Source organism: Massilia sp. Masssp93 (assembly GCF_059491295.1).
Genome location: NZ_CP168502.1, coordinates 1,317,999 through 1,338,513, shown reverse-complemented (window position 1 = coordinate 1,338,513; position 20,515 = coordinate 1,317,999). Strand labels below are relative to the sequence as shown.

The following is a 20,515-nucleotide window of genomic DNA, read 5'->3' as shown; positions in this document are numbered from 1 at the left end:
ATTGACGCTCGCTTTGATTGTTCAGGCACAAGGAGATCGATATGGCGACAAGCAAGGATGGCGGCAACAAGGGCGCTGCCGACTCCGGCGGCAGCGAGCAGAAAAGCCAGCCGGCCAAGCGCGGTTTCGCTGCGATGGACCAGAACCAGCAGCGGCAAATCGCCAGCAAGGGTGGCCAGGCCGCCCACCAGAAGGGCACGGCGCACGAATTCGATTCGGAGGAAGCGCGCCGCGCGGGCCAGAAAGGCGGGGAAGTGGTCAGCCGCAACCGCGCCCACATGGCCGATATCGGACGCAAGGGCGGGGAAAGCCGGCAGTCGGCCAACCGCGCCGCGGCCGCCGCGAAAGCGGGCAACCGCCAGGGCGGCAAGGAGCAATGACGTTCGGGATCGGTCTGCGCCCAGGGCCGGTCCCCTTCACGAAGCGCGCAAGCGCCGACCGCGCCGCCGTGCCGGGCGTGGTCGCCCGTTGCATCACCGTCATCCGCTGACGTCGAGACATGGACGTGCTACAGTGCCGCCCTTATGTCTTCTCCCTCCCGCCTGAAATACCTGAGCGCCTATCCCGCGCACGTGCTGTCCCAGGTCGAGCGCCTGATCGCCGACGACCGCCTGGCCGATCACCTGCGCCAGCGCTACCCCGACGCGCACGACGTCCGCACGGACAAGGCCTTGTACGGCTACGTGCAGGATTTGAAAGATGAATACCTGCGCAACGCGGCGCCCGTCGCGAAGGTCGCCTACGACAGCAAGATCGGCATCGTCCAGCAGGCACTGGGCCTGCACACGGCAATCTCGCGCGTGCAGGGCGGGCGCCTCAAGGCCAAGCACGAGATCCGCATCGGCACCGTGTTCCGCGACGCGCCGCCCGCGTTCCTGCGCATGATCGCCGTGCACGAACTCGCGCACCTCAAGGAAAAGGACCACGACAAGGCGTTCTACAAACTGTGCTGCTGGATGGAGCCGGATTACCACCAGTACGAGTTCGACCTGCGGCTCTACCTCACCCAGCTGGACCTGGGCGGCGCGCGCTTGTGGGAGTGACCCGGCCCGCCACGGCGGGATATCGCTCCCGGTATCGGCGTTGTCATTTATTTCATCGGACAGCAACGAAATATTGCCTATCGGACATCATATAATCCTGGCGCACACAAGGAGAATCCATGCGCCGATATGCAGTGAATGTCGTTACCGTGGTGTCGCTCGTCCTGGCACCGTTGTCCCCCACGCTCGCGGTACCTGCCGCGCAAGCGGAAGAGCAGGCGCTCGCGGCGCGGATCGACGCGCTGATCGCTCCGTATTTCCCGGCCACCGGCCCCGGGGTCGCCGTGATCGTCACGAAGGACGGCAAGACCGTGTTCCGCAAGGGCTATGGCCGCGCGGACGTGGCGTCCGGCACGGCGCTGCGGGCGGATGCCCCTGCGCGGATCGGCTCGATGACGAAGCAGTTCACGGCCGTCGCCATCCTGATGCTGGCGGATGAAGGCAAGCTGGCCCTGTCGGACGACATCACGCGCTTCCTGCCCGACTATCCCACGCACGGCGCGAAGATCACGATCGAACATCTGCTGACGCACACGTCCGGCATCCCCAGCTACACGGGCAAGCGCGGGTTCCGCGACGTGATGCGCACCGACGTCACCGTCGCGCAAGGCATCGCCTTCTTCAAGGACGACGCGCTGGAATTCGTCCCCGGCAGCCGGTTCAGCTACGACAATTCCGGCTATTTCCTGCTGGGCGCGATCATCGAGAAGGCGTCGGGCCTCCCGTATGCCCGCTTTCTCGAGGAACGCATCTTCAAGCCCCTCGGCATGACGCACACCGGCTACGAGGACGCGCGCTTCCAGCCCGTCACCGGCTACGACGGCCGGGCGCAACCGGCAGGCCCGATCAGCATGACGTGGCCGTACGCGGCCGGCGCGCTCGTGTCGACCGTGGACGACCTCGCGCGCTGGCAGGCGGCACTCGCCGATGGCAAGCTGCTGCGGCCGGACACGCTGCGCCGGGCCTGGAGCGCCCACACGCTCAACGACGGCACGCCCAATCCGTACGGCTACGGATGGTTCGTGGGCCGGCTGCACGGCGTCGACGAAGTCTTCCACGGCGGGAATATCCCGGGTTTCACGTCCGACGCCGTCTGGCTGCCGAAGGAGCATGTCTATGTCGCCATGCTGGCCAACCGCGACGCCGACGGCATCCACGTGCCGCTTGCCAAGCTGACCCACGGGATCGCAATGGACGTGGCCGGCAAGCCGCTGCCGGTGCCGTCCGCGACGGCGCCCGATGCGGCGACACTGGACGGCTATGTGGGCGTCTACCCGATCGACGACAAGCGGGCCCACACGGTCCGCCACGAGAACGGCGGGCTGACGATCCAGGGCACGGGCATGCCGCGCGCGCCGCTGCGCGGGTACCGGAAGGACGGCTTCCTGATCGGTGACAGCTTAATCACTGTACAGTTCCAGCGCGACACAAAAGGTGTCGTCACGGACCTGACGATCGACGATGAACTGAACCGCACGACGCACCACCGCAGCAGCACGACGGTGCCCGAACTGCGGGCCGTGCAGGTGGCGCCCGCCGTCCTGGACCAGTACCTGGGCCGTTACCCGCTCGCGCCCGGACTCGTCATCGAGGTCACGCGCGAAGGCGGCACCTTGCGCGCCACGCCGGTGGGACAGCCGGCGATGAAGCTGACGGCGCTGGCGCAGGACACGTTCGTGGACGCGGAACACGACATCCGGCTCCACTTCGACAAGCAGGCCGACGGCACGGTCGGCATGACGCTGGAACAGGGGCCGCACAAGCTGAGCGCGCCACGGCAGTTATAAAGCGCGGCGGCGCGGCAGCCAATGGCCGGATCTGACGCAATCCCTCGTTGCCGTAGCGCAACAAGATTTTGAACAAGGGCGGCCGACGGGCAAAAGCTGTCGACTTTCCTTTGAGCAAGGATTACAGTCGAGTTCCGCACCCTGGCGCTCCCAGCCGGCCCATCCGTCGACTCAAATGCAGCAACAACGCCTCGTTCAGTTCCTGTTACCTCCCCTGTTCGGCCTCGCCTGCCTTGGCACCGCCCGCGCGCAGGACGAGCCGGTGCGCACCCCGGACTGGCGCATCTCCGGCTTCGGCACGCTGGGCGTCGCGCATGCCAGCGAACACGATGCGGACTACACGTCGTCCGTCTTCAAGGCCAGCGGCACCGGTCTCACGCGCCGCTGGAGCACCGACGTCGACACCCGCCTCGGCATCCAGCTCGACGCCACGCTCGCGCGGCACTGGTCGGCCGTACTGCAGGTCGTGAGCGAACAGGGGCTGGACAACACCTACCGGCCGCGCATCGAATGGGCCAACATCAAGTACCAGGTGACGCCCGAACTGGCCCTGCGCGCCGGCCGCATCGCACTGCCCGTGTTCCTGACGGCGGACTACCGCAAGGTCGGCTACGCGTATCCGTGGGTGCGGCCGCCGGTCGAAGGCTACAACGTCCTGCCCGTCACCAGCAGCGACGGCGTCGACGCCACCCTGCGCTGGGACCTCGGCCCCGTGCGCAACGCGTCGCAGGTCTTCTACGGCCACAGCGCCGTGGCGCTGATCGCACCCCTGCACGTGTACGGGCGCGGCGGCGTCGGCATCTCGAACACGAGCGACTGGGGCGCGTTGAGCGTGCGCGCCAACATGGTCAGCGCCGAGATCTCGAGCGACATCGCCGTCGACCTGTTCGACGCCTTCAATGCGTTCGGCCCGGCCGGCCAGGCCCTGACCCGGCGTTATGCGATGGACCACAAGCGCATGATGCTCGCCAATATCGGCGTGAACTACGACCCGGGCAGCTGGTTCGTGATGGCCGAGGCGGGCCGCACGGTCAGCCATTCCTTCCTCGGCGCGACGCGCAACGCCTATGTCAGCGCCGGCTGGCGCTGGAAGTCGCTGACGCCGTACGCGACGTGGGCGCGCGTGCGGGCCGTCGGGCCGACGCTGGACGCGGGCCTGCCGGCGGCCGCCCTGCCCCCGGCGCTGGCGCCGACGGCGGCCATGCTGAACGCCGGGCTGAATGCCCTGCTGATCCGGATCCCGCAGCAGACGTCCGTGGCGGCCGGCCTGCGCTGGGACCTGCATACGAACATGGCGCTCAAGGTGCAGCTCGACCGCGTCACGCCGCACGACGACTCCGTCGGCACCTTCATCAACCCGACGCCGCGCTTCCGTTCCGGGCGCACCACCCACGTGGCCAGCGTCGCCCTGGACTTCGTGTACTAGCATGGCGACGCACAAGTATTCCCGCTTCCTGGGATCGGCCCTGCTGCTCGCCTGCCTTGCCGATGCTCGCGCCGGCGCGGCCGACCTCGTCGTGATCGTCTCCGCGCGCAATCCCGTCGCCACGCTGCGCGCCGACCAGGTGGCCGCGATCTTCCTCGGCCAGTCGGTGCGCTTCCCCGACGGCGCCGAGGCCGTGCCGTACGACCTGCGCCTCGGCGCGCCGATCCGCGACGAATTCTATGCGCGCGTGACGAGCAAGACGCCGGCCCTGCTGAAGGCGCACTGGTCGAAGATGGTGTTCACGGGCCGCGGCCAGCCGCCCGCCGAACTGCCGGACAGCGCGGCCGTGCGGCGCAAGGTCGCGGACGATCCGGGCGCCATCGGCTATATCGAACGGGGCGCGCTCGACGGCAGCGTGCACGCCGTCCTCGTGGTGCAATGATGAAGCCCTCGTCCGCTTCCCCTGGCCGGCGCCGGCGTCCCCGCTGGCTCGCGCGCGCCCTCGAGACGCATATCGCGCTGCCGCTGTTCGCGCTGCTGCCGCTGGTGGCCATCTGGGCCGCGACGTTCCATTTCATCGAGACCGAACGTCTCGCGGCCGTCGCCGCCGCGCACGATTCCGCGCGCGAGCAGCTCGACACGTACGAGGCGCAGGTCGCGCGCAACCTGAATGCGATCGACCAGACGCTGAAGGTCGTCAAGTATGCGGTCGAACTGAACGGCCCGCGCGGCGCCCTGCCGGCGCTGCGCGCCCAGGGCCTGCTGCCGCCCGGCCTCGTGTTCGAGGTCAGCATCGCGGACCGCGACGGCCGCATCGTCGACAGCAATCCACCGATGCCGGCGCAGGACGTGTCGCGCGCCCCCTATTTCACCATCCACGCGAACGACGATGCCAGCGCGGTCTTCGTCAGCCAGACCGCCGGCGATCCGGTCCGCCGCGAACCGCACCTGCATTTCACGCGCCGCATCGACGACGCCGAGGGCAGCTTCGCCGGCGTGGCCATCGTCGAAGTCGATCCTGCCTATTTCACCAGCTCGTACGAGCGCTCGCGTGCCGGGGAACTCGGCCTGCTGGCGCTCGTGGGCAGCGACGGCGTGGCGCGCGCCGTGCGCATCGGCGACGACGTCTCGTGGGGCCAGCCGATCGCGCTCGACGGCATCGGGGAGGAAGCCGTGGCGCCGCAACCGACGCCGCCCGACGGCGTGGAGCGCTACGCCGGCGCGCGCCGCCTGGCCGGGTTCCCGCTCACGGTCGTCGTCGGCCTGGCCGCGCGCGAACAGATGGCGCAGTACGAGCAGCACTACGGCACCTACCTGGTGGGCGCGACGGCCGCGAGCTCGCTGCTGGTGGCCGTCGTGGCGATGATCAGCGCCTGGTCGTGGCAGGTGGCCAAGGCGCGCCGGCGCGAGCGCCAGGCCCAGCAAACCTATGCGGCGGCGTCGGAGGCCAGTCCGGACGCCTTCTTCGTGCTGCGCAGCGTGACCGGCATGGACGGCGGCATCGTCGATTTCCTGGTCGAGGGCTCCAACAGCCGCGCCGAACTGTTCACGGGCATCGCCAACGAGGCCCTGCGCGGCCAGCTGCTGGGCGACGTGCTGCCCTACTACCGCACCAACGGCATGTACGACCATCTCGTCCAGGTGGTCGCCGAACAGCGCGTCATCGAGGCCGAATGGCAGGCCAGCGCCGGCCCGGCCGCCGGCCGCTGGCTGCAGCGCCAGATCGTGCCCGTCGAAGGCGGCGCCGTCGCAATGGTGCGCGACATCACGGAGCGCAAGCTGGCCGAGGACCGCATCCGCCACATGGCCCACCACGACGAGCTGACGGGGCTCCCGAACCGCAGCCTGATCCGCGACCGCCTCGACCAGGCCGTGCGCAACGCCCAGCGCAACGGCGGCCACCTGGCCCTCGCCTTCGTCGACCTGGACGGCTTCAAGCTCGTCAACGATGGCCTGGGCCACAATGCCGGCGACGAATTGCTGAAGGTCGTCGGCTGCCGCATGCAGGCCTGCCTGCGCCGCACGGACACCCTCGGCCGCCTGGGCGGCGACGAATTCGTGATCCTGCTGCCGGACGCCGGCGAGAGCCCGCTGGCGTTGACGCCCGTGCTGGAAAAGATCCGCCAGGCCGTGACGGAGCCGGTGCAGATCGGCGACCAGTCCGTGCGCGTCAGTTGCAGCATGGGCGTCGTCGTCTACCCGCGCGACGGCGACGACCCGAAGACCCTCATGATGAACGCCGACGCCGCGATGTACCGCGCCAAGGACCTGGGCAGCAACAACTTCCAGTTCTACACGCGCGAGATGAACGCCAGCGTCGAGGAAAAGCTCGTGCTGCTGGAAGGCCTGCGCGGGGCGCTGGACGCCACGCTGGCGGATGACGCGCCGGACAAGCCGGGCGCCGACGCGCCGGCGGTCGAGTCCCCGGCCGGACGTTTTTACCTGCTGTACCAGCCGAAGGTGGACCTGCGCACGGGCCGCGTGTTCGGCGTGGAGGCGCTGATCCGCTGGCGCCATCCGGAGCACGGCACGGTGCCGCCGATGCGCTTCATCGGGCTCGCGGAGGAATCGGGGCTGATCGTCGGCCTGGGCGAATGGGTCGTGCGCACGGCCTGCCGCCAGGCCCAGTTGTGGCGCGCGGCCGGGCTCGACGCGCTCACGGTCTCGGTGAACGTGTCGGCCCGCCAGTTCGAGGAAAAGCGCCTCGTCGAGCGCGTCGCCGGCGCGCTGCGCGACAGCGGCCTGCCGCCCTCCTCGCTCGACCTGGAAGTGACGGAAAGCCTGCTGATGCGCGACCTGAACCAGGCCGTGGAGCGCATGCGCGAACTGAAGGAAATGGGCGTGACGCTGTCGATCGACGATTTCGGCACCGGCTATTCGAGCCTGTCCGCATTGAAATCGTTCCCGATCTCGACGCTCAAGATCGACAAGTCGTTCGTGCGCGACCTGGCCTCCAGCTCCGACGACCAGGCCATCGCGCTGGCCGTGATCTCGCTGGGCCACCGCCTGCACTTGCGCGTGATCGCCGAGGGCGTGGAGACGGTCGAGCAGCGCGACTTCCTGCTCGCGAACGATTGCGACGAGATGCAGGGCTATCTGTTCAGCCCACCGGTGGCGGCCGAGCGCATCACGGAGATGCTGCAGGCGCAGGCCCAGCAACGGCGCCTGGGGAATGCCGAAGCCGTGGCGGGATAAGGGCTTCGGCTACCGGGCGCCGGGCGCGGCCAGCCGCAGGCGCCTGATCAGCGCATCGGGATCGGCGTCGAGCGTCATGAGTTCGGCGTGCGCGGGACGCACGAAGCCCGTCTCGACGAGGTGGCCGACGAAGGACGCCAGGCCGTCGTAGAAGCCGTTCACGTTGAGCAGGCCGATCGGCTTGGCGTGGATCCCCAGCTGGGCCCAGGTGACCATCTCGAACAGTTCTTCCAGCGTGCCCATCCCGCCGGGCATGGCGATGAAGCCTTCGGCCAGGTCGGACATCATCGCTTTCCGTTCGTGCATGTCCTTCACGACGAACAGGCGCGTGAGGCCGGCGTGGCCGACCTCGCGCTCGACGAGGTGCTTCGGGATCACGCCGGTCGCGTCGCCGCCGAGGCGCAGCACTTCGTCCGCGATCACGCCCATCAGGCCGACCTTCCCGCCGCCGTAGACGAGGCCGATGTTGTGCTCGACGAGGGCGCGGGCCAGGCCGCGCGCGGCGTCGGCATACACGGGATCGGCGCCCAGCGAGGCGCCGCAGTAGACGGCAATGGATTTCATGGAGTCCTCAGGGTTCCGGCGGCAGCTTGGCGAGAAAATCGTCGGACAGGCGCTGGAACAGCGCGAGCGTGTCGCCGCGCAGGTAGGGGCCGAGCATCGACAGCACCTGGTAGCAGCCGCGCGCCAGCGCGTCGGCGATGGCCTGCTGCTCGCTGTACTTGCGCGGATTGCGCACGTATTCGTACGACAGCCAGTACGTGGCGACGACGACCATGTTCGTTGCCATCGCGCCGATCTGGGCGTCGCCCGCCTCGAGCGAGCCTTCGCTGCGCAAGTCTTCGCACAACTGGCGCGCGACCTTGATCTTGTGGGCGAGGATCGCCTTGAAGTGCAGTTCGAGCTTGCGGTTGCGCGACAGGAGGTCGTTCAGGTCGCGATAGAAGAACCGGTATTTCCAGATCAGCTCGAACATGAGGTGCAGGTACAGCCACACGTCTTCCATGTTCGAGCGGCGGCCGGCCGGTACGGTCAGCATGCGCTCGATCTCCGCCTCGAACTGGACGAAGATCGAATTCACGATGTCGTCCTTGTTGCGGAAGTGGTAATACAGGTTCCCCGGCGAGATGTTCATCTCGTCGGCGATCACGGTCGTCGTGATGTTCGGTTCGCCGAATTCATTGAACAGCCGCAGCGACAGCTCGAGGATGCGTTCGCGGGTTCGGCGCGGGGCTTTTTGTTGCATGGAAACAAATGTGGGTGGACTCACCCGCAAGGATATCATCGACCGGACGGCGCGGCCACAGCCGCCGTCCTTCACGCCTCCGCGGGACGCAGTTCGCGCAGTATGCGCAACACCTCGGCCAGCACGCGCGGGTTGCTGCCCAGCGCCACGTGGCCGACGCCGCCGAACGCCACGTTGCGCGCGCCCGCCAGCACGCTCGAATCCTGCGGGGCGACGATGTTGTCGTGGTGCGTGTACAGCGACACGATGCGCGCGCGCACGTCCCCGGTCTCGCCGGCGGCCAGCGCGCGCAGCCACGGGCTGTCGCGGCGCATCTGGGCGGCGTTCGCACCAAGACCGAAGCGCGCCAGCGCCGTGCCGTGGTGCGGTGTGCCGAGCGTGATCAGTGCCGCCACGCGCGCGCTGCCGCCGGTTTCATACCGTCGCATCCACGCGCGCGCGGCCAGCCCGCCCATGCTGTGCGCGACGATGGCGACGCGCGCGGCGCCGGTCGCGGTGCACAGTTCGCGCACGCGCGCCTCGATCAGCGGCGCGTAATCGTCGATGCTGCCCGCGACCGGTTCGAGGTCGATGCCCGCGTGGCTGATGCCCTCGCGGTCCAGCAGCGGCGCCAGGTGCGCCCAGTAGCCGCTGTTGCAGCCGTAGCCGTGCACGAGCAGCACGGGCGGGTAGGCGCCGTGCGGGTGGATCGTCATGCGCGCACGGCCGCGCGGCACGTGCCAGGACGTCACCAGCATGCTGGCGCAAAATTCCTCGGCCAGCAGGCGCAGGCGCGCCCCGGGCCCGAGCCGGTGCTCGGGCGGCGTGGCGCTCGCCGCCCACCCCGCCATGACGAAGTTGTTCATGTTGATGACTAGGCGCACCAGCGCCACGGCCCCGACGCCGGCCGCCAGCGCGCCCCACGCCGGCACGCCGCGGCGCAGCAGCACCCACGCGATGAGCAGCGCGGCGGCCGCCTGCACGAGCAGCACGAGCCGCAGCAGCGTGCGTGCGCTGGCCGGCTTCATGGCTTCATCGCGTCACGCCTGCGCCTGCGGGCGCGCGGCCGGGCGTCCCGTCAGCGCTTGCGCGAGGTCGCTGGCCAGGCGCGCCGTGATGCCGTAGATCGACAGTTGCGGATTGGCGCCGATCGAGGTCGGGAACAGCGAGCCGTCGTGCACGGAGACGTTCGCGAGGCCCCGGTAGCGGCCGTCCGGTCCCGTCACGCCGGCGTGGTCCGCGCCCGCCATCGCGCAGCCGCCCATCACGTGGGCCGACACGACGCGCGTCAGGTGCCGTTCGAACGGCAGCGCGGCGATGCCGGCCTTCGCGTCGTTCCAGCTGGCGTAGCGCGGCGCCCGTTCGTGCGCCACCTGCACGCCGCTGGCGCCGGCCGCGAACTGGATCTCGGCCATCGTCAGCAGCGCGCGCCGGGCGCCGTCCCAGATTGGATCGTTCAGCGGGTAATCGAGCACCGCGGCGCCGTCGCCGTGCAGGCCGACGCTGCCGCCCTGCGACTCGGGATGGAAGCCGTCGCGCAGCAGCGCCAGCATGCCCTGCAGGTGCGGGAACTGGCGCATCATGTCGGCGTGCTCGCGGCCGAAGCCCTGCATCGTCGTGGCCAGCAGCACCGGATGCAGCGGCGGCGCCTCCAGCTTGAAGCCGAGCGGGCCGTCGATGGCCTGCGTGTGCATGAAGTGGTCCGAATAGACAGTCTGCGGCGCGCCGGCATAGCCGTCCACGCGCTGCGGGAACAGCGCGGCCGAGACGAGCGTCGGATGCAGGAACGTGCGCTTGCCCAGCTGTCCGCTGGGGTCCGGCGCGTTCGAGCGCAGCAGCAGCGCCGGCGTGTTGATGGCGCCGCCGGCCAGCACGTAATGGCGGGCACGCACGCGCAACGTCCGTCCCGTGGCGTGCAGTCCTGCCGCGTCCAGCAGCGTGCATTCGAGGCCGTCGACCTTGTCGCCCTTGACGACGAGCCGCTGGGCGCGGGCGCGGGTGACGAGCGTGGCGCCGTGGTCCAGCGCGGACGGGATCGTCGTCACGAGCATCGACTGCTTCGCATTCGTCGGACAGCCCATGCCGCAGTAGCCCAGGTTCCAGCAGCCGTTGACGTTGCGGCGGATGAGGCCCGTCGCGATGCCGAGTTTCGCGGCGCCGCGCCGCAGCACCTCGTTGTTCTCGTTCGGCGCGCCGGGCCAGTCGGCCACGTGCAGCCGCGCCTCCATCAGCGCGAACCACGGCGCCAGCGCGGCCTCGCTGTACGTCGCGAGGCCGACATGCCGTTGCCAGAACGCGAGCGTCGACGGCGGCGTGCGGAAGCTCGACGTCCAGTTCACCGTCGTCGAGCCGCCGACGGTACGGCCCTGCAGGATGTTGACGCCCTTGTCGCGCGTCTTGCGCGCGGCCGATTCCTGGTACAGGGTCGGGTAGGCGTCGGCCTCGCGCATCCTGAAGTCGCGCGACGACTTGAGCGCGCCCTCTTCCACGACGATGACGGAAAGGCCCGACAGCGCGAGGATCTCCGCCGTCACGCCGCCGCCGGCACCGCTGCCAACGATGACCACGTCGGCGGACAGGTCGCGGTCGCGCTCTTCGCGTGCGCCGTCGATCACCTTCCAGCCGCGCGCGAGGCCGGCGTGGATCGGATCCGGAATCACGGATTCGGCGCTCATGCCAGCTCCTTCAGCGGTCCCGGATAGCCGATGGCATCCCAGTGCGCGGGATCGCTGTACCAGCCGCCGAGCACGAGGTCGTGCAGGGCCGCATACGCCGTGCGCAGCAGGGCGAGGCGATGCACGCGCCAGTCCTGCAGGAAGGCGGCGACGTCGACCGCCCGCGCCTCGGCCCAGCCGTGCGGGATGCCCGTCAGCAGGCGCCGTGCCGGCGCCAGCGCGAGCAGGCCGAACAAATCCTGCACTTCCTGCTGGGCGGCGAGCGGCAGGCCGAGGATGGTCTGGTGCACGCGTTCCGTCGTCGCGGCGATGGCGCGGGCCTTGTCGGCAGGCGCATCCGGCAAGGCGCCGGCCAGGATCGCGGGGACGATCGCGTCGAGCGCCGCGCGCGCCTCGCCGTCGAGCACGAACCCGCGCGGCGGCGCCGGATGGGTGACGCGATACCAGCCGCCGCCCGCGGCCAGCAATGCGGCCGACAGCAGGCCGGCCTTCAGGAAGGTCCTACGGGTTGTCTCCATGCCTACCCTTTATCAGTATTTGTAAAAGTGTAAGCGAAACGACCCGCCCCGCGACGGGATGAAACTAGAGCGCGGCGTCTAAGGCTCGCCGACCAAAGCCGCCGCACAATTGCCCAAAACCGGGCTCTGACCCCGAATTGTCGCCCCCGAATTGTCGACCCCGAATTGTCGACCCCGAATTGTCGACTCGCGGATTAATCGTGGCCGGCTTCGGCGTCGTTGGCCGGTGCGGCTTTCAGCATCTGGCGGGCGATGCCGCGCAGGATGTTGACTTCTTCCGTCTCCAGCTGGGCGCGCGCGAACAGGCGTTTCAGGCGCGGCATCAGCTTTTTCGGATTGGTGGCGTTCAGGAAGCCGATCGCCACCAGCGCTTCTTCGAGGTGCGCATACATGCCCTCGACCTGCGCCACGCTCGCGGCCTCGCCCTGGAAGCCGACGCCTTCCTGCGTGCGGTTTTCGCCCTGGGCGGCCAGCCGGCATTCGTAGGCCAGCACCTGCGCGGCCTGCGACAGGTTCAGCGACGAATAGTCCGGATTGGCCGGGATGTTGATCAGCACATTGCACTGCTCGACGATCTGGTTCGGCAGGCCGAAGCGCTCGTTGCCGAGGATCAGGACCGGACGCAGGTCCGCCGTGCCGGCCGCGTGCGCGGAAAATGCGCGCGGGCTCCACACGGGTGGCGAGAACTCGCGCAGCCGGGCCGACACGGCGGCCGCGAAATTGCAGCCGTCGAGGGCGTCGGCGATGCTGTCCACGATGCGCGCGCCTTCCAGCACGTCGATCGCGCCGCTGGCGAAGGCGACGCTTTCCGGATCGTGCAGCGGGTCGGTGCAGCGCGGCGACACGAGCACGAGGTCGGAAAAGCCCATCGTTTTCATGGCGCGCGCCACCGAGCCGACGTTGCCGGCGCGACTCGTCTCCACCAGCACGAAGCGCAGACGTTTGAAAAGAGAAGAGACAGTTTCGGTCGGGTTCATTTAAAATAACGCCATCGCGCGGTGACGAGCGTTGAAATGCGAACAAGAAGTTCGCGATTTTAACGGCTTCGGCACCGCTTTGCTCTTTAATTATTTCTCGTTCAGATCGTTCACGGCGCCCGCGCGCGGTGGGCGTCAGCATTTTTTACGGATAGCTTATGCACCCCATGCTCAATACGGCCATCAAGGCCGCCCGCCGCGCCGCGACCGTCATCAACCGCGCATCCTTCGACCTCGACCGCATCACCGTCAGCGAAAAGAGCCACAACAACTTCGTCACCGACGTCGACCAGGCTTCGGAACAGGCGATCGTCGAAACGCTGCTGAAAGCCTACCCCGACCACGCCATCCTCGGCGAGGAATCGGGCGCCACCGCGAACCTGAACGACGAGAGCGAATACGTCTGGATCATCGATCCGATCGACGGCACCACCAACTTCCTGCACGGCTATCCCAACTACTGCATCTCCATCGCGCTGCAACAGCGCGGCGTGATCACGCAGGCCGTCATCTACGACCCGGTCCGCAACGACCTGTTCACCGCCACCAAGGGCGCCGGCGCCTACCTGAACGACAAGCGCATCCGCGTGCGCAATCCGGACCGCATCAACAAGGCGCTGATCGGCTCCGGCCACGGCGCGGAGCCGCGCGACCTCGCCGAATACCTGCGTATGTACGAAGTGGTCGCCCCGCGCTGCCACGGCCTGCGCTCGAGCGGCTCGGCCGCGCTGGAACTGGCCAACGTGGCCGCCGGCCGCGTCGACGGCTACTTCGAAAAGCACCTCAAGATCTGGGACATCGCCGCCGGCTCGCTGCTCGTGACCGAGGCGGGCGGCATCGTCGGCGAATTCAGCGGCGAATCCGAATACCTGAACAAGGGCGACGTCATCGCCGCCGGCCCGAAGGTCTTCGCCGGCATGGTCGCGCTGCTGAAACCGTTCGCCTGAGCGGCCACCCGCCGTTTCGCGTAAAATACGTCTCGTGTAAGTCCGGGGAATGCCGCGGGCCTTGCTGGCCGCGCGGCCTTCCCGCGGCAGGCGGGCATCGTCGGCGCCTGCAACCATGCCTCCGGCACCCACGAGGTGTCGCGCTCCCGCTTCCACCGGCCCTGTCCCAAATCGGCACAGGCCGCGCTAAAATTTCCATAGCGAAACATTTTTTAACTATAATGTCGCGTGATCGTTGACGTTGCGTCTGCGTTCACGTCTTGGCGTGCCGGCACCAGTACCGGCCGCCCTGTTGTGTAATCCGATCGGCTGGACTGGCGTTTCCGCTGCAAAAAGGCGTGGAAACGACGGGCCGATCCCTACCAGATAACTATGTCATTCAATTCTCTCGGTCTGTCCGACGCCATCGTGCGCGCCGTCACTGAAGCTGGCTATACCGCCCCGACCCCGATCCAGGCCAAGGCGATTCCCGCCGTGCTGGGCGGCGGCGACCTGCTGGCCGGCGCCCAGACCGGCACCGGCAAGACGGCCGGCTTCACGCTGCCCGTGCTGCACCGCCTGTCGACCGACAAGGCCGGCACGCAACTGACGAACAAATCTTCCAAGCGCCCGATCCGCGCCCTCGTGCTGGCCCCGACCCGCGAACTCGCGGCCCAGGTCGAGGAAAACGTCCGCACCTACGCCAAGCACACCAACCTGAACTCGGCCGTGATCTTCGGCGGCGTCGGCATCCACCCGCAGATCAAGATGCTGGCCAATGGCGTCGACATCCTCGTTGCCACGCCGGGCCGCCTGCTCGACCACGTGGGCCAGGGCACGATCAAGCTCGACAAGATCGAGATCCTGATCCTGGACGAAGCCGACCGCATGCTGGACATGGGCTTCATCCACGACATCCGCAAAGTGCTGGCCGTGCTGCCGCCGAAGCGCCAGAACCTGCTGTTCTCGGCCACGTTCTCGGACGAGATCAAGGGCCTGGCCGACCGCCTGCTGGACAACCCGGCCATGATCGAAGTGGCGCCGCGCAACTCGACCGTCGAAGTCATCGCCCAGAAGATCCACCCGGTCGACCGCGACAAGAAGCACCCGATGCTGGCGCACCTGATCAAGACGCACGGCTGGAAACAGGTGCTCGTGTTCACCCGCACCAAGCACGGCGCGAACAAGCTCGTCGAACAGCTCGGCAAGGACGGCATCGGCGCGATGGCGATCCACGGCAACAAGAGCCAGTCGGCGCGCACCAAGGCGCTGGCCGAGTTCAAGGACGGCAGCCTGACGGCGCTCGTCGCCACCGACATCGCGGCGCGCGGCATCGACATCGACCAGCTGCCGCACGTGGTCAACTACGACCTGCCGAACGTGCCGGAAGACTACGTGCACCGCATCGGCCGCACGGGCCGCGCCGGCGCCACGGGCGAGGCCGTGTCGCTCGTCTGCGTGGACGAGCACCAGATGCTCAAGGACATCGAAAAGCTGATCAAGCAGACCCTGCCGCGCCAGGTGATCGCGGGCTTTGAGCCGGACCCGACCGCGAAGCCGCAGCCGATCCAGCTGCGCAGCGGCGCGCCGGGCCATCCGGGCCGCGGCCGTCCGGGCGGCAACCGCGGCGCCGGCAACGGCGCAGGCGCTGCCGGCGGTGCCAAGCCGCGCACGCAGGCTGCGCCGGCCGCGGGCCAGCGCAATGCCGGCAACGGCGGCGGCAACAACGGCGCGCGCGCCGGCCAGCCGGGCAACCGCAGCGGCGGTGGTGGCGGCGGCAATGGCGGCGGCCGTGGCCGCGGCCCGCGTCCGGCGGCGCCCCGCTCCGGCGGCGACCGCTGACGCACATGGGCGCCGGCACGCCGGCGTCCGTCCGCACTTCGAAGGCCGGGACACTGTTCCCGGCTTTTTTGTGGCCGGCCGGGATATTTGCGAACTCAAGTACTTGCAAACTGTTGAAAGCGCACCTATACTTGGTAAATCAAGTAATAGTCCAGCACCCGGAGCCCCCAATGACCTCGACCGCCACCCCGACCGACATCCCTGACACCCCCGACAACCTCACCACCGAATTCTGCCTGCGCCTCTCCCGCGCCTGGGCGACGCTCGTGCGCCGCCTCGACAGCGCCCTGGGCGGCCACCACGGCATCAGCTTCGCCGACTACCAGCTGCTGCTGCACCTGCAGCGCGCGCCGGGCGGACGCCTGCGCCGCGTCGATCTGGCCGACAAGCTGGGCCTGACGGCGTCCGGCGTCACGCGTTCCCTGCTGCCGCTGGAAAAGATCGGCCTCGTCACGCGCCAGAGCGACCCACGTGACGCCCGCGTCGGCTACGCGCTGATCACGCCGACGGGCGGCGAGCTGGTGACGAACGCGACGACCGTCGTCGACAACATCAGCCGCGCCATGCTCGGCGGCCCGGCGCGCGCACAACTCCAGGCGACGTCGGACCTGCTCGCGCAGATCGCCGGCATCGGCCGCTGATGTCCTGAGCCGCCACGCCTGAACCGGCGCCGCGGCTCGCAACCCCAACCGCAACCACGATGGCGTGCAGGCCAGGCCCGCGCACGCCCCTGCGACGACAAGGAGCTCGCATGAACAACCCATCCCGGCCGCTGCTGCGCGACCGCAACTTCGTCTGGCTGATGAGCGGCGGCGCCATCTCCGTCCTCGGCGACCAGTTCACCCTGATCGCCCTGCCCTGGCTCGTGCTCAAGCTGACGGGCGATCCCGTCGCGCTCGGCATGTCCGTCGCGCTGATGGGCCTCCCGCGCGCCGTATTGATCCTGTTCGGCGGGGCGCTCGTCGACCGTTACGCGCCGAAGCGGGTCCTGATGCTCACCAAGCACGTCAACACCGCGCTGCTGGCCGTGCTGGCCATCCTCGTCTACAGCGGCCACGCGCACCTGCCGGCCGTGCTCGCGCTGGCGCTGGGCCTCTCGCTCGCCTCGGCGTTCGGCATCCCGGCCGGCACCTCGATGCTGCCGCATGCCGTCGCGCCACCCTACCTGCAAGCGGCGAACGGCATGATGATGGGGCTGCGCCAGGCGGCGATGCTGGCCGGGCCGCTGCTGGCGGGCCTGCTGTTCGCGCTCGCCGGCGACGGCAGCGGCGGCCCGCGCCACATGCACGGCCTCGCGCTGGCATTCGGCGTCGACTGCCTCAGTTTCGCCGTGTCGGCCTGGACCCTGGCGCAGGTCGAACCGCGGCCGTTCACGCCGCCGGCGCCGCAACCGGTGCTGCGCGCCGTGGCGGACGGCCTCGCGGCCGTGTGGCGCGACACCTTGCTGCGCACCTGCTTCATCTACTGGGGCCTGTGCGCCTGCGTGATCGGCGGCGTGATGCAGGTCGCACTGCCGCTGCTGGCCAGCAGCCGCCTGCACGGCGCGTCCGCGCTCGGCCTGCTGCTGGGTGCGCATGGCGCCGGCGCCCTGCTGGGCATGGCCGCAAGCAGCATCGGACGCCGCCGCGCCGGCAATCTCGGCATGACCTTGTTGCTGATCGACGGCATCGTCGGCCTGCTGCTCGTGCCGCTGGGCCTGATTACCGCCAGCTGGCAGGGCATGCTGATCAACGTCGTCATCGGCGTACTGGGCGGCTTCGTGCAGGTCGCGGTGTTCACGTGGATCCAGCAGCGCGTGCCGCGCGAACTGCTGGGCCGCACGATGAGCCTGTTCATGTTCGTCTTCATGGGCCTGGCGCCGTTGGCCGCCGCGCTGTCCGGGTGGATCGCCGGCCGCGTCGCGCTGCCGGCGCTGTTCGGCGGCGTCGGCGCGTGCCTCGCGGGCGCGGCGCTGCTGGCCTGGCTGTTCACGCCGATGCGTGCGCTGCGCGACGCGCCCGCCACGACGGTTTAGCATAGGCGCTGTAACATAGTGGGTTATCCCACGTCAAAGGAACCCGCATGCCCCGCTTCGCCGCCAACCTGAGCCTGATGTTCAACGAGCTCGGCTTCCTGGAACGTTTCGGCGCCGCGCGCGCGGCCGGCTTCGACGGCGTCGAGTTCCTGTTCCCGTATGCCTTCGACGCCGAACAGATCGCCGGCCGCCTGCAGCGCCATCGGCTGGAACTGGCGCTGCATAATTTTCCGGCCGGCGACTGGGCGGCCGGCGAACGGGGCCTGGCCTGCGATCCGCGCCGCGCCGGCGAGTTCCAGGACACCGTCGAACTGGCGCTGGAATACGCGCTCGACCTGGGCGTCAAGCGCCTGCATTGCCTGGCCGGCAAGCTGCCGCCGAACGTGGCGCGGGAACGCGCGCACGCGGCCTTCGTCGACAACCTCCGCTTCGCCGCCGCCGCGCTGGCGCCGCACGGCATCGCCCTGCTGATCGAACCGATCAACGACCGCGACATCCCCGGTTATTTCCTGACCCGCAGCGCGCAGGCTGCCGCCATCATCGCGGAGGCGGCCGTGCCCAATCTGTTCCTGCAATACGACATTTATCACATGCAGCGCATGGAGGGCGACCTCGCCAACACGCTGCGCGAACGCCTGCCGCTGATCCGCCACATCCAGCTGGCCGACGTGCCCGGCCGGCACGAACCGGGCACCGGCGAGATCAATTTCCCGTTCCTGTTCCGCACCTTGGACGAGCTCGGCTACGACGGCTGGGTCGGCTGCGAATACATCCCGCAGGGCGACACCGTGGCGGGCCTGGGCTGGCGTCCGTCCGTTTGAATTGATCATTGGCAATAACGAAGCGCCCAGGTTTGAAAGAATGGGGGCTTTTCCGGCCGGCCTTTTGCCGCCCAGAAAGGACCCATGGACCTGCGCCGCTGCCTCTCCCTTTTTGTCCTCGCCGCCAGCCTGTTGCTGGGCGGGTGTGCCAGTACCGGCCAGGTGAGCCTGGTCGAGGTGCGGCAATTCGCCGACGCCTCGGCCCGCCTGGGCGGCTACGGCGAGCTGTCGCGCCGCTACCGCGACACGTACGAGCGCGAACAACCGTATCTGTCGCCGGCCGCCGACCGCATCGCCAAGGAAAACGATGCGCGCCGGCGTGCCGTCTACGACGACTTCGTCAGCATCCAGAAGACCGTCGTGCTGTACATGCAGACGCTCAGCGTGCTGGCAGGCGACACCCGCTACGACCTGTCCGACCGCATCGACGACCTCGGCAGCGGCCTCAAGGCCAATGCGGAATCGGGCCTGCAGCAGCGCCAGATCGCGGCCTACACGGGGCTGGCGCGGCTGCTGACGCGGGTGATCGCGTCCGGCTACCAGAACCGCAGCGTCGAAACGATGGTGCGCGACGGCGACGCCGACGTGCAGATCCTGCTGGAAGCGATGATCACGCTGACGCGGCTGTACGCCAAGACCAACGACAACGAAAAGAAGACCGTGCTCGGCATCTTCGACGTCGAAATCCCCTTTTCCAGCAAGACATCCGACCGCATGCTGGTGACCCTCGCCAAGGTCCATTACCTGAACAAGTCGACGGAATACAAGCTGGTCGACAAACGCTATGACCTGGCCTTGCAGGGTTTGACGAAGGTCGCCCTGGGCCATCAAAAACTGCGCGAAAACATCAATAACCTGCACGGCGACGAAATACGCAGGATGCTGGCCGCGTACGCGCGCGACCTCACGAGCCTGCGCGACGCCCTGTCCGATTGAGCGCACGAGGAGAGATCATGGCAAACGACACGAATTCCCGGCAGGACGGCGCCAAGGCCGCGCCGACCGCGCCGCCGCCCGGCCCGGCCGAGGCATTGTCGACGGCACACCAGGTGGAAGAACTGGCCGACAAGCTGTCGGAGTGCGCGGACAGCATCCACGAGCGCGTGATGCGCGACATCCGGCGCCACCAGGGCGAGGACGTGCCGGAATCGGAGCAGGCGGCCGCGCGCGCCCTGCTGAACGCGGAGATGGAGCTGCGCCAGCGCGCCAACCGGCTGTACGCGGAGGCGGCGGCCTGCATCGTGTCGGCGCTGGGCCAGCCGCAGCAACACCTGATTCAGCTGACCGTGGACGCCGCCGACAAGATCCGCCGCATCACGCGCATCGGCGACGGCATCACGCTCGTGGCCCGCCTGCTGGGGCTGGCGGCGGCGGCCAGCACGGGCCAGGTCGTGCCCATCCTCGCCGCCGTCGAGGGTCTCAAGGGCCAGCTCGACGTCATCGGCGTCGACAACGCGCCCGCCGCGCCCGCCGCTCCGGCCTGAGGTGCGGCGGTAGGCATCCCCGTCGTTCCGCGCTACACTGGGTTGCCGCCGCGCGGCATCCAATGACACGAACGAAGGGGATCTCCATGAACGTCAATCCACACGTCGAGTCCGGCGCCTGCCGTCACGCCTTCCCCGTGGCCATGGCGTGACCATGGAACCCCTTACGCCCGAGCAGTTGGCGCTGCTCAAGACCATGCTTGAACGGCGCATCGAGGCGCTGTCCCGCGTCGAGCAACCGCCACAGGACACGAGCGAGCTGCCCGTGGACGAGGTCGAGACGTCGCCGCTGGACCGTGCCACCGTACGCCTGCTGAACGACCTGTCGCGCGAAGCCGCCGACCACCACTCGGCCGAGATGCGCCAGCTGCGCCAGGCCCTGGCGCGTTTCGAAGACGGCACGTATGGATTGTGCGAGGAATGCGGCCAGCCGATCGGCGCGTCGCGCCTGCTGGCACGGCCGGAGGCCCGGCTGTGCATCGATTGCCAGACGCGCGCCGAACGACGCTAGCGCGCATATGGGACGGTCGGGCGCCCCATGAAAAAGAGCGGGAGGCCCGTCGGACAGGCCGTCCCGCCCCG

General features: G+C 68.8%; 20 protein-coding genes. 14 read left to right on the top strand and 6 right to left on the bottom strand.

Translation table 11 applies throughout. The annotated features are described in order from the left end of the window. The first annotated feature begins 41 nt into the window (after positions 1 to 41). The 6 genes from ACEN9Q_RS05860 (at position 42) to ACEN9Q_RS05835 (ending at position 7,451) form a co-directional block, all read left to right on the top strand. Positions 42 to 380, top strand: coding sequence for a KGG domain-containing protein (locus ACEN9Q_RS05860; RefSeq protein WP_056450831.1), 339 nt, complete (start codon positions 42 to 44; stop codon positions 378 to 380). A 144-nt stretch (positions 381 to 524) separates the two neighbouring features. Next, positions 525 to 1,043 (top strand): M48 metallopeptidase family protein, encoded by a 519-nt coding sequence (locus tag ACEN9Q_RS05855; RefSeq protein WP_056450829.1) that lies wholly within the window; start codon positions 525 to 527, stop codon positions 1,041 to 1,043. 119 nt (positions 1,044 to 1,162) lie between these two features. Continuing rightward, positions 1,163 to 2,830, top strand: coding sequence for a serine hydrolase (locus ACEN9Q_RS05850; protein WP_495627658.1), 1,668 nt, complete (start codon positions 1,163 to 1,165; stop codon positions 2,828 to 2,830). 175 nt (positions 2,831 to 3,005) lie between these two features. Further along, entirely contained in the window at positions 3,006 to 4,256 is a 1,251-nt protein-coding gene (locus ACEN9Q_RS05845) for a hypothetical protein (RefSeq protein ID WP_495627657.1), read from the top strand. 1 nt (position 4,257) lies between these two features. Further along, positions 4,258 to 4,698: a type 2 periplasmic-binding domain-containing protein gene (locus ACEN9Q_RS05840; protein WP_495627656.1), complete on the top strand. Its 441-nt coding sequence runs from the start codon at positions 4,258 to 4,260 to the stop codon at positions 4,696 to 4,698. Next, positions 4,695 to 7,451 (top strand): bifunctional diguanylate cyclase/phosphodiesterase, encoded by a 2,757-nt coding sequence (locus ACEN9Q_RS05835; protein WP_056450814.1) that lies wholly within the window; start codon positions 4,695 to 4,697, stop codon positions 7,449 to 7,451. Before ACEN9Q_RS05840 ends, ACEN9Q_RS05835 begins: the two co-directional genes overlap by 4 nt. A gap of 9 nt (positions 7,452 to 7,460) precedes the next feature. Here the strand turns inward: ACEN9Q_RS05835 and ACEN9Q_RS05830 are convergent, their stop codons facing one another. The 6 genes from ACEN9Q_RS05830 to ACEN9Q_RS05805 all read right to left on the bottom strand — a co-directional run bounded on the left by ACEN9Q_RS05830 (position 7,461) and on the right by ACEN9Q_RS05805 (position 12,846). After that, positions 7,461 to 8,015 (bottom strand): LOG family protein, encoded by a 555-nt coding sequence (locus ACEN9Q_RS05830; protein ID WP_495627655.1) that lies wholly within the window; start codon positions 8,013 to 8,015, stop codon positions 7,461 to 7,463. Between the two features lie 7 nt (positions 8,016 to 8,022). Next, positions 8,023 to 8,697 carry a TetR/AcrR family transcriptional regulator gene (locus ACEN9Q_RS05825; RefSeq protein ID WP_495627654.1) on the bottom strand — a complete coding sequence of 225 codons (675 nt, stop codon included), beginning with the start codon at positions 8,695 to 8,697 and terminating at the stop codon, positions 8,023 to 8,025. A 71-nt stretch (positions 8,698 to 8,768) separates the two neighbouring features. Next, the gene (locus ACEN9Q_RS05820; protein ID WP_495627653.1) at positions 8,769 to 9,704 is read right to left on the bottom strand and encodes an esterase/lipase family protein; all 936 of its coding nucleotides are present in this window, start codon (positions 9,702 to 9,704) and stop codon (positions 8,769 to 8,771) included. A gap of 12 nt (positions 9,705 to 9,716) precedes the next feature. Further along, positions 9,717 to 11,351, bottom strand: coding sequence for a GMC family oxidoreductase N-terminal domain-containing protein (locus ACEN9Q_RS05815; RefSeq protein ID WP_495627652.1), 1,635 nt, complete (start codon positions 11,349 to 11,351; stop codon positions 9,717 to 9,719). Further along, positions 11,348 to 11,869, bottom strand: coding sequence for a twin-arginine translocation signal domain-containing protein (locus ACEN9Q_RS05810; RefSeq protein ID WP_495627651.1), 522 nt, complete (start codon positions 11,867 to 11,869; stop codon positions 11,348 to 11,350). Before ACEN9Q_RS05810 ends, ACEN9Q_RS05815 begins: the two co-directional genes overlap by 4 nt. 194 nt (positions 11,870 to 12,063) lie before the next feature. Continuing rightward, on the bottom strand, positions 12,064 to 12,846 hold the full coding sequence (locus tag ACEN9Q_RS05805; RefSeq protein ID WP_495627650.1) for an RNA methyltransferase: 783 nt from the start codon (positions 12,844 to 12,846) through the stop codon (positions 12,064 to 12,066). Positions 12,847 to 13,013: 167 nt separating this feature from the next. On the opposite strand from ACEN9Q_RS05805, the gene ACEN9Q_RS05800 reads away from it, so the two are divergent. The 8 genes from ACEN9Q_RS05800 (at position 13,014) to ACEN9Q_RS05765 (ending at position 20,444) form a co-directional block, all read left to right on the top strand. Beyond that, complete coding sequence (locus ACEN9Q_RS05800) at positions 13,014 to 13,793, top strand: inositol monophosphatase family protein (protein ID WP_495628919.1); 780 nt, start codon at positions 13,014 to 13,016, stop codon at positions 13,791 to 13,793. Positions 13,794 to 14,165: 372 nt separating this feature from the next. Then, a complete protein-coding gene (locus tag ACEN9Q_RS05795) occupies positions 14,166 to 15,614 on the top strand; it encodes a DEAD/DEAH box helicase (RefSeq protein ID WP_495627649.1) in 1,449 nt (482 codons plus the stop codon). A gap of 170 nt (positions 15,615 to 15,784) precedes the next feature. After that, on the top strand, positions 15,785 to 16,255 hold the full coding sequence (locus ACEN9Q_RS05790) for a MarR family winged helix-turn-helix transcriptional regulator (RefSeq protein WP_495627648.1): 471 nt from the start codon (positions 15,785 to 15,787) through the stop codon (positions 16,253 to 16,255). 110 nt (positions 16,256 to 16,365) lie between these two features. Continuing rightward, positions 16,366 to 17,628 (top strand): MFS transporter, encoded by a 1,263-nt coding sequence (locus ACEN9Q_RS05785; protein ID WP_495627647.1) that lies wholly within the window; start codon positions 16,366 to 16,368, stop codon positions 17,626 to 17,628. Between the two features lie 47 nt (positions 17,629 to 17,675). After that, positions 17,676 to 18,449 carry a 2-oxo-tetronate isomerase gene (otnI, locus tag ACEN9Q_RS05780; RefSeq protein ID WP_495627646.1) on the top strand — a complete coding sequence of 258 codons (774 nt, stop codon included), beginning with the start codon at positions 17,676 to 17,678 and terminating at the stop codon, positions 18,447 to 18,449. An 84-nt stretch (positions 18,450 to 18,533) separates the two neighbouring features. Continuing rightward, positions 18,534 to 19,385 carry a hypothetical protein gene (locus ACEN9Q_RS05775; RefSeq protein WP_056450779.1) on the top strand — a complete coding sequence of 284 codons (852 nt, stop codon included), beginning with the start codon at positions 18,534 to 18,536 and terminating at the stop codon, positions 19,383 to 19,385. 17 nt (positions 19,386 to 19,402) lie between these two features. Continuing rightward, positions 19,403 to 19,933 carry a hypothetical protein gene (locus ACEN9Q_RS05770; RefSeq protein WP_495627645.1) on the top strand — a complete coding sequence of 177 codons (531 nt, stop codon included), beginning with the start codon at positions 19,403 to 19,405 and terminating at the stop codon, positions 19,931 to 19,933. 154 nt (positions 19,934 to 20,087) lie between these two features. Further along, positions 20,088 to 20,444, top strand: coding sequence for a TraR/DksA family transcriptional regulator (locus ACEN9Q_RS05765; protein WP_056450776.1), 357 nt, complete (start codon positions 20,088 to 20,090; stop codon positions 20,442 to 20,444). Positions 20,445 to 20,515 lie beyond the last annotated feature (71 nt).

Coding starts and splice junctions, on each gene's coding strand:
- ACEN9Q_RS05860 (WP_056450831.1), top strand. CDS start 42: ATGGCGACAAGCAAGGATGGCGGCAACAAGGGCGCTGCCGACTCCGGC.
- ACEN9Q_RS05855 (WP_056450829.1), top strand. CDS start 525: ATGTCTTCTCCCTCCCGCCTGAAATACCTGAGCGCCTATCCCGCGCAC.
- ACEN9Q_RS05850 (WP_495627658.1), top strand. CDS start 1,163: ATGCGCCGATATGCAGTGAATGTCGTTACCGTGGTGTCGCTCGTCCTG.
- ACEN9Q_RS05845 (WP_495627657.1), top strand. CDS start 3,006: ATGCAGCAACAACGCCTCGTTCAGTTCCTGTTACCTCCCCTGTTCGGC.
- ACEN9Q_RS05840 (WP_495627656.1), top strand. CDS start 4,258: ATGGCGACGCACAAGTATTCCCGCTTCCTGGGATCGGCCCTGCTGCTC.
- ACEN9Q_RS05835 (WP_056450814.1), top strand. CDS start 4,695: ATGATGAAGCCCTCGTCCGCTTCCCCTGGCCGGCGCCGGCGTCCCCGC.
- ACEN9Q_RS05830 (WP_495627655.1), bottom strand. CDS start 8,015: ATGAAATCCATTGCCGTCTACTGCGGCGCCTCGCTGGGCGCCGATCCC.
- ACEN9Q_RS05825 (WP_495627654.1), bottom strand. CDS start 8,697: ATGCAACAAAAAGCCCCGCGCCGAACCCGCGAACGCATCCTCGAGCTG.
- ACEN9Q_RS05820 (WP_495627653.1), bottom strand. CDS start 9,704: ATGAAGCCGGCCAGCGCACGCACGCTGCTGCGGCTCGTGCTGCTCGTG.
- ACEN9Q_RS05815 (WP_495627652.1), bottom strand. CDS start 11,351: ATGAGCGCCGAATCCGTGATTCCGGATCCGATCCACGCCGGCCTCGCG.
- ACEN9Q_RS05810 (WP_495627651.1), bottom strand. CDS start 11,869: ATGGAGACAACCCGTAGGACCTTCCTGAAGGCCGGCCTGCTGTCGGCC.
- ACEN9Q_RS05805 (WP_495627650.1), bottom strand. CDS start 12,846: ATGAACCCGACCGAAACTGTCTCTTCTCTTTTCAAACGTCTGCGCTTC.
- ACEN9Q_RS05800 (WP_495628919.1), top strand. CDS start 13,014: ATGCTCAATACGGCCATCAAGGCCGCCCGCCGCGCCGCGACCGTCATC.
- ACEN9Q_RS05795 (WP_495627649.1), top strand. CDS start 14,166: ATGTCATTCAATTCTCTCGGTCTGTCCGACGCCATCGTGCGCGCCGTC.
- ACEN9Q_RS05790 (WP_495627648.1), top strand. CDS start 15,785: ATGACCTCGACCGCCACCCCGACCGACATCCCTGACACCCCCGACAAC.
- ACEN9Q_RS05785 (WP_495627647.1), top strand. CDS start 16,366: ATGAACAACCCATCCCGGCCGCTGCTGCGCGACCGCAACTTCGTCTGG.
- otnI (WP_495627646.1), top strand. CDS start 17,676: ATGCCCCGCTTCGCCGCCAACCTGAGCCTGATGTTCAACGAGCTCGGC.
- ACEN9Q_RS05775 (WP_056450779.1), top strand. CDS start 18,534: ATGGACCTGCGCCGCTGCCTCTCCCTTTTTGTCCTCGCCGCCAGCCTG.
- ACEN9Q_RS05770 (WP_495627645.1), top strand. CDS start 19,403: ATGGCAAACGACACGAATTCCCGGCAGGACGGCGCCAAGGCCGCGCCG.
- ACEN9Q_RS05765 (WP_056450776.1), top strand. CDS start 20,088: ATGGAACCCCTTACGCCCGAGCAGTTGGCGCTGCTCAAGACCATGCTT.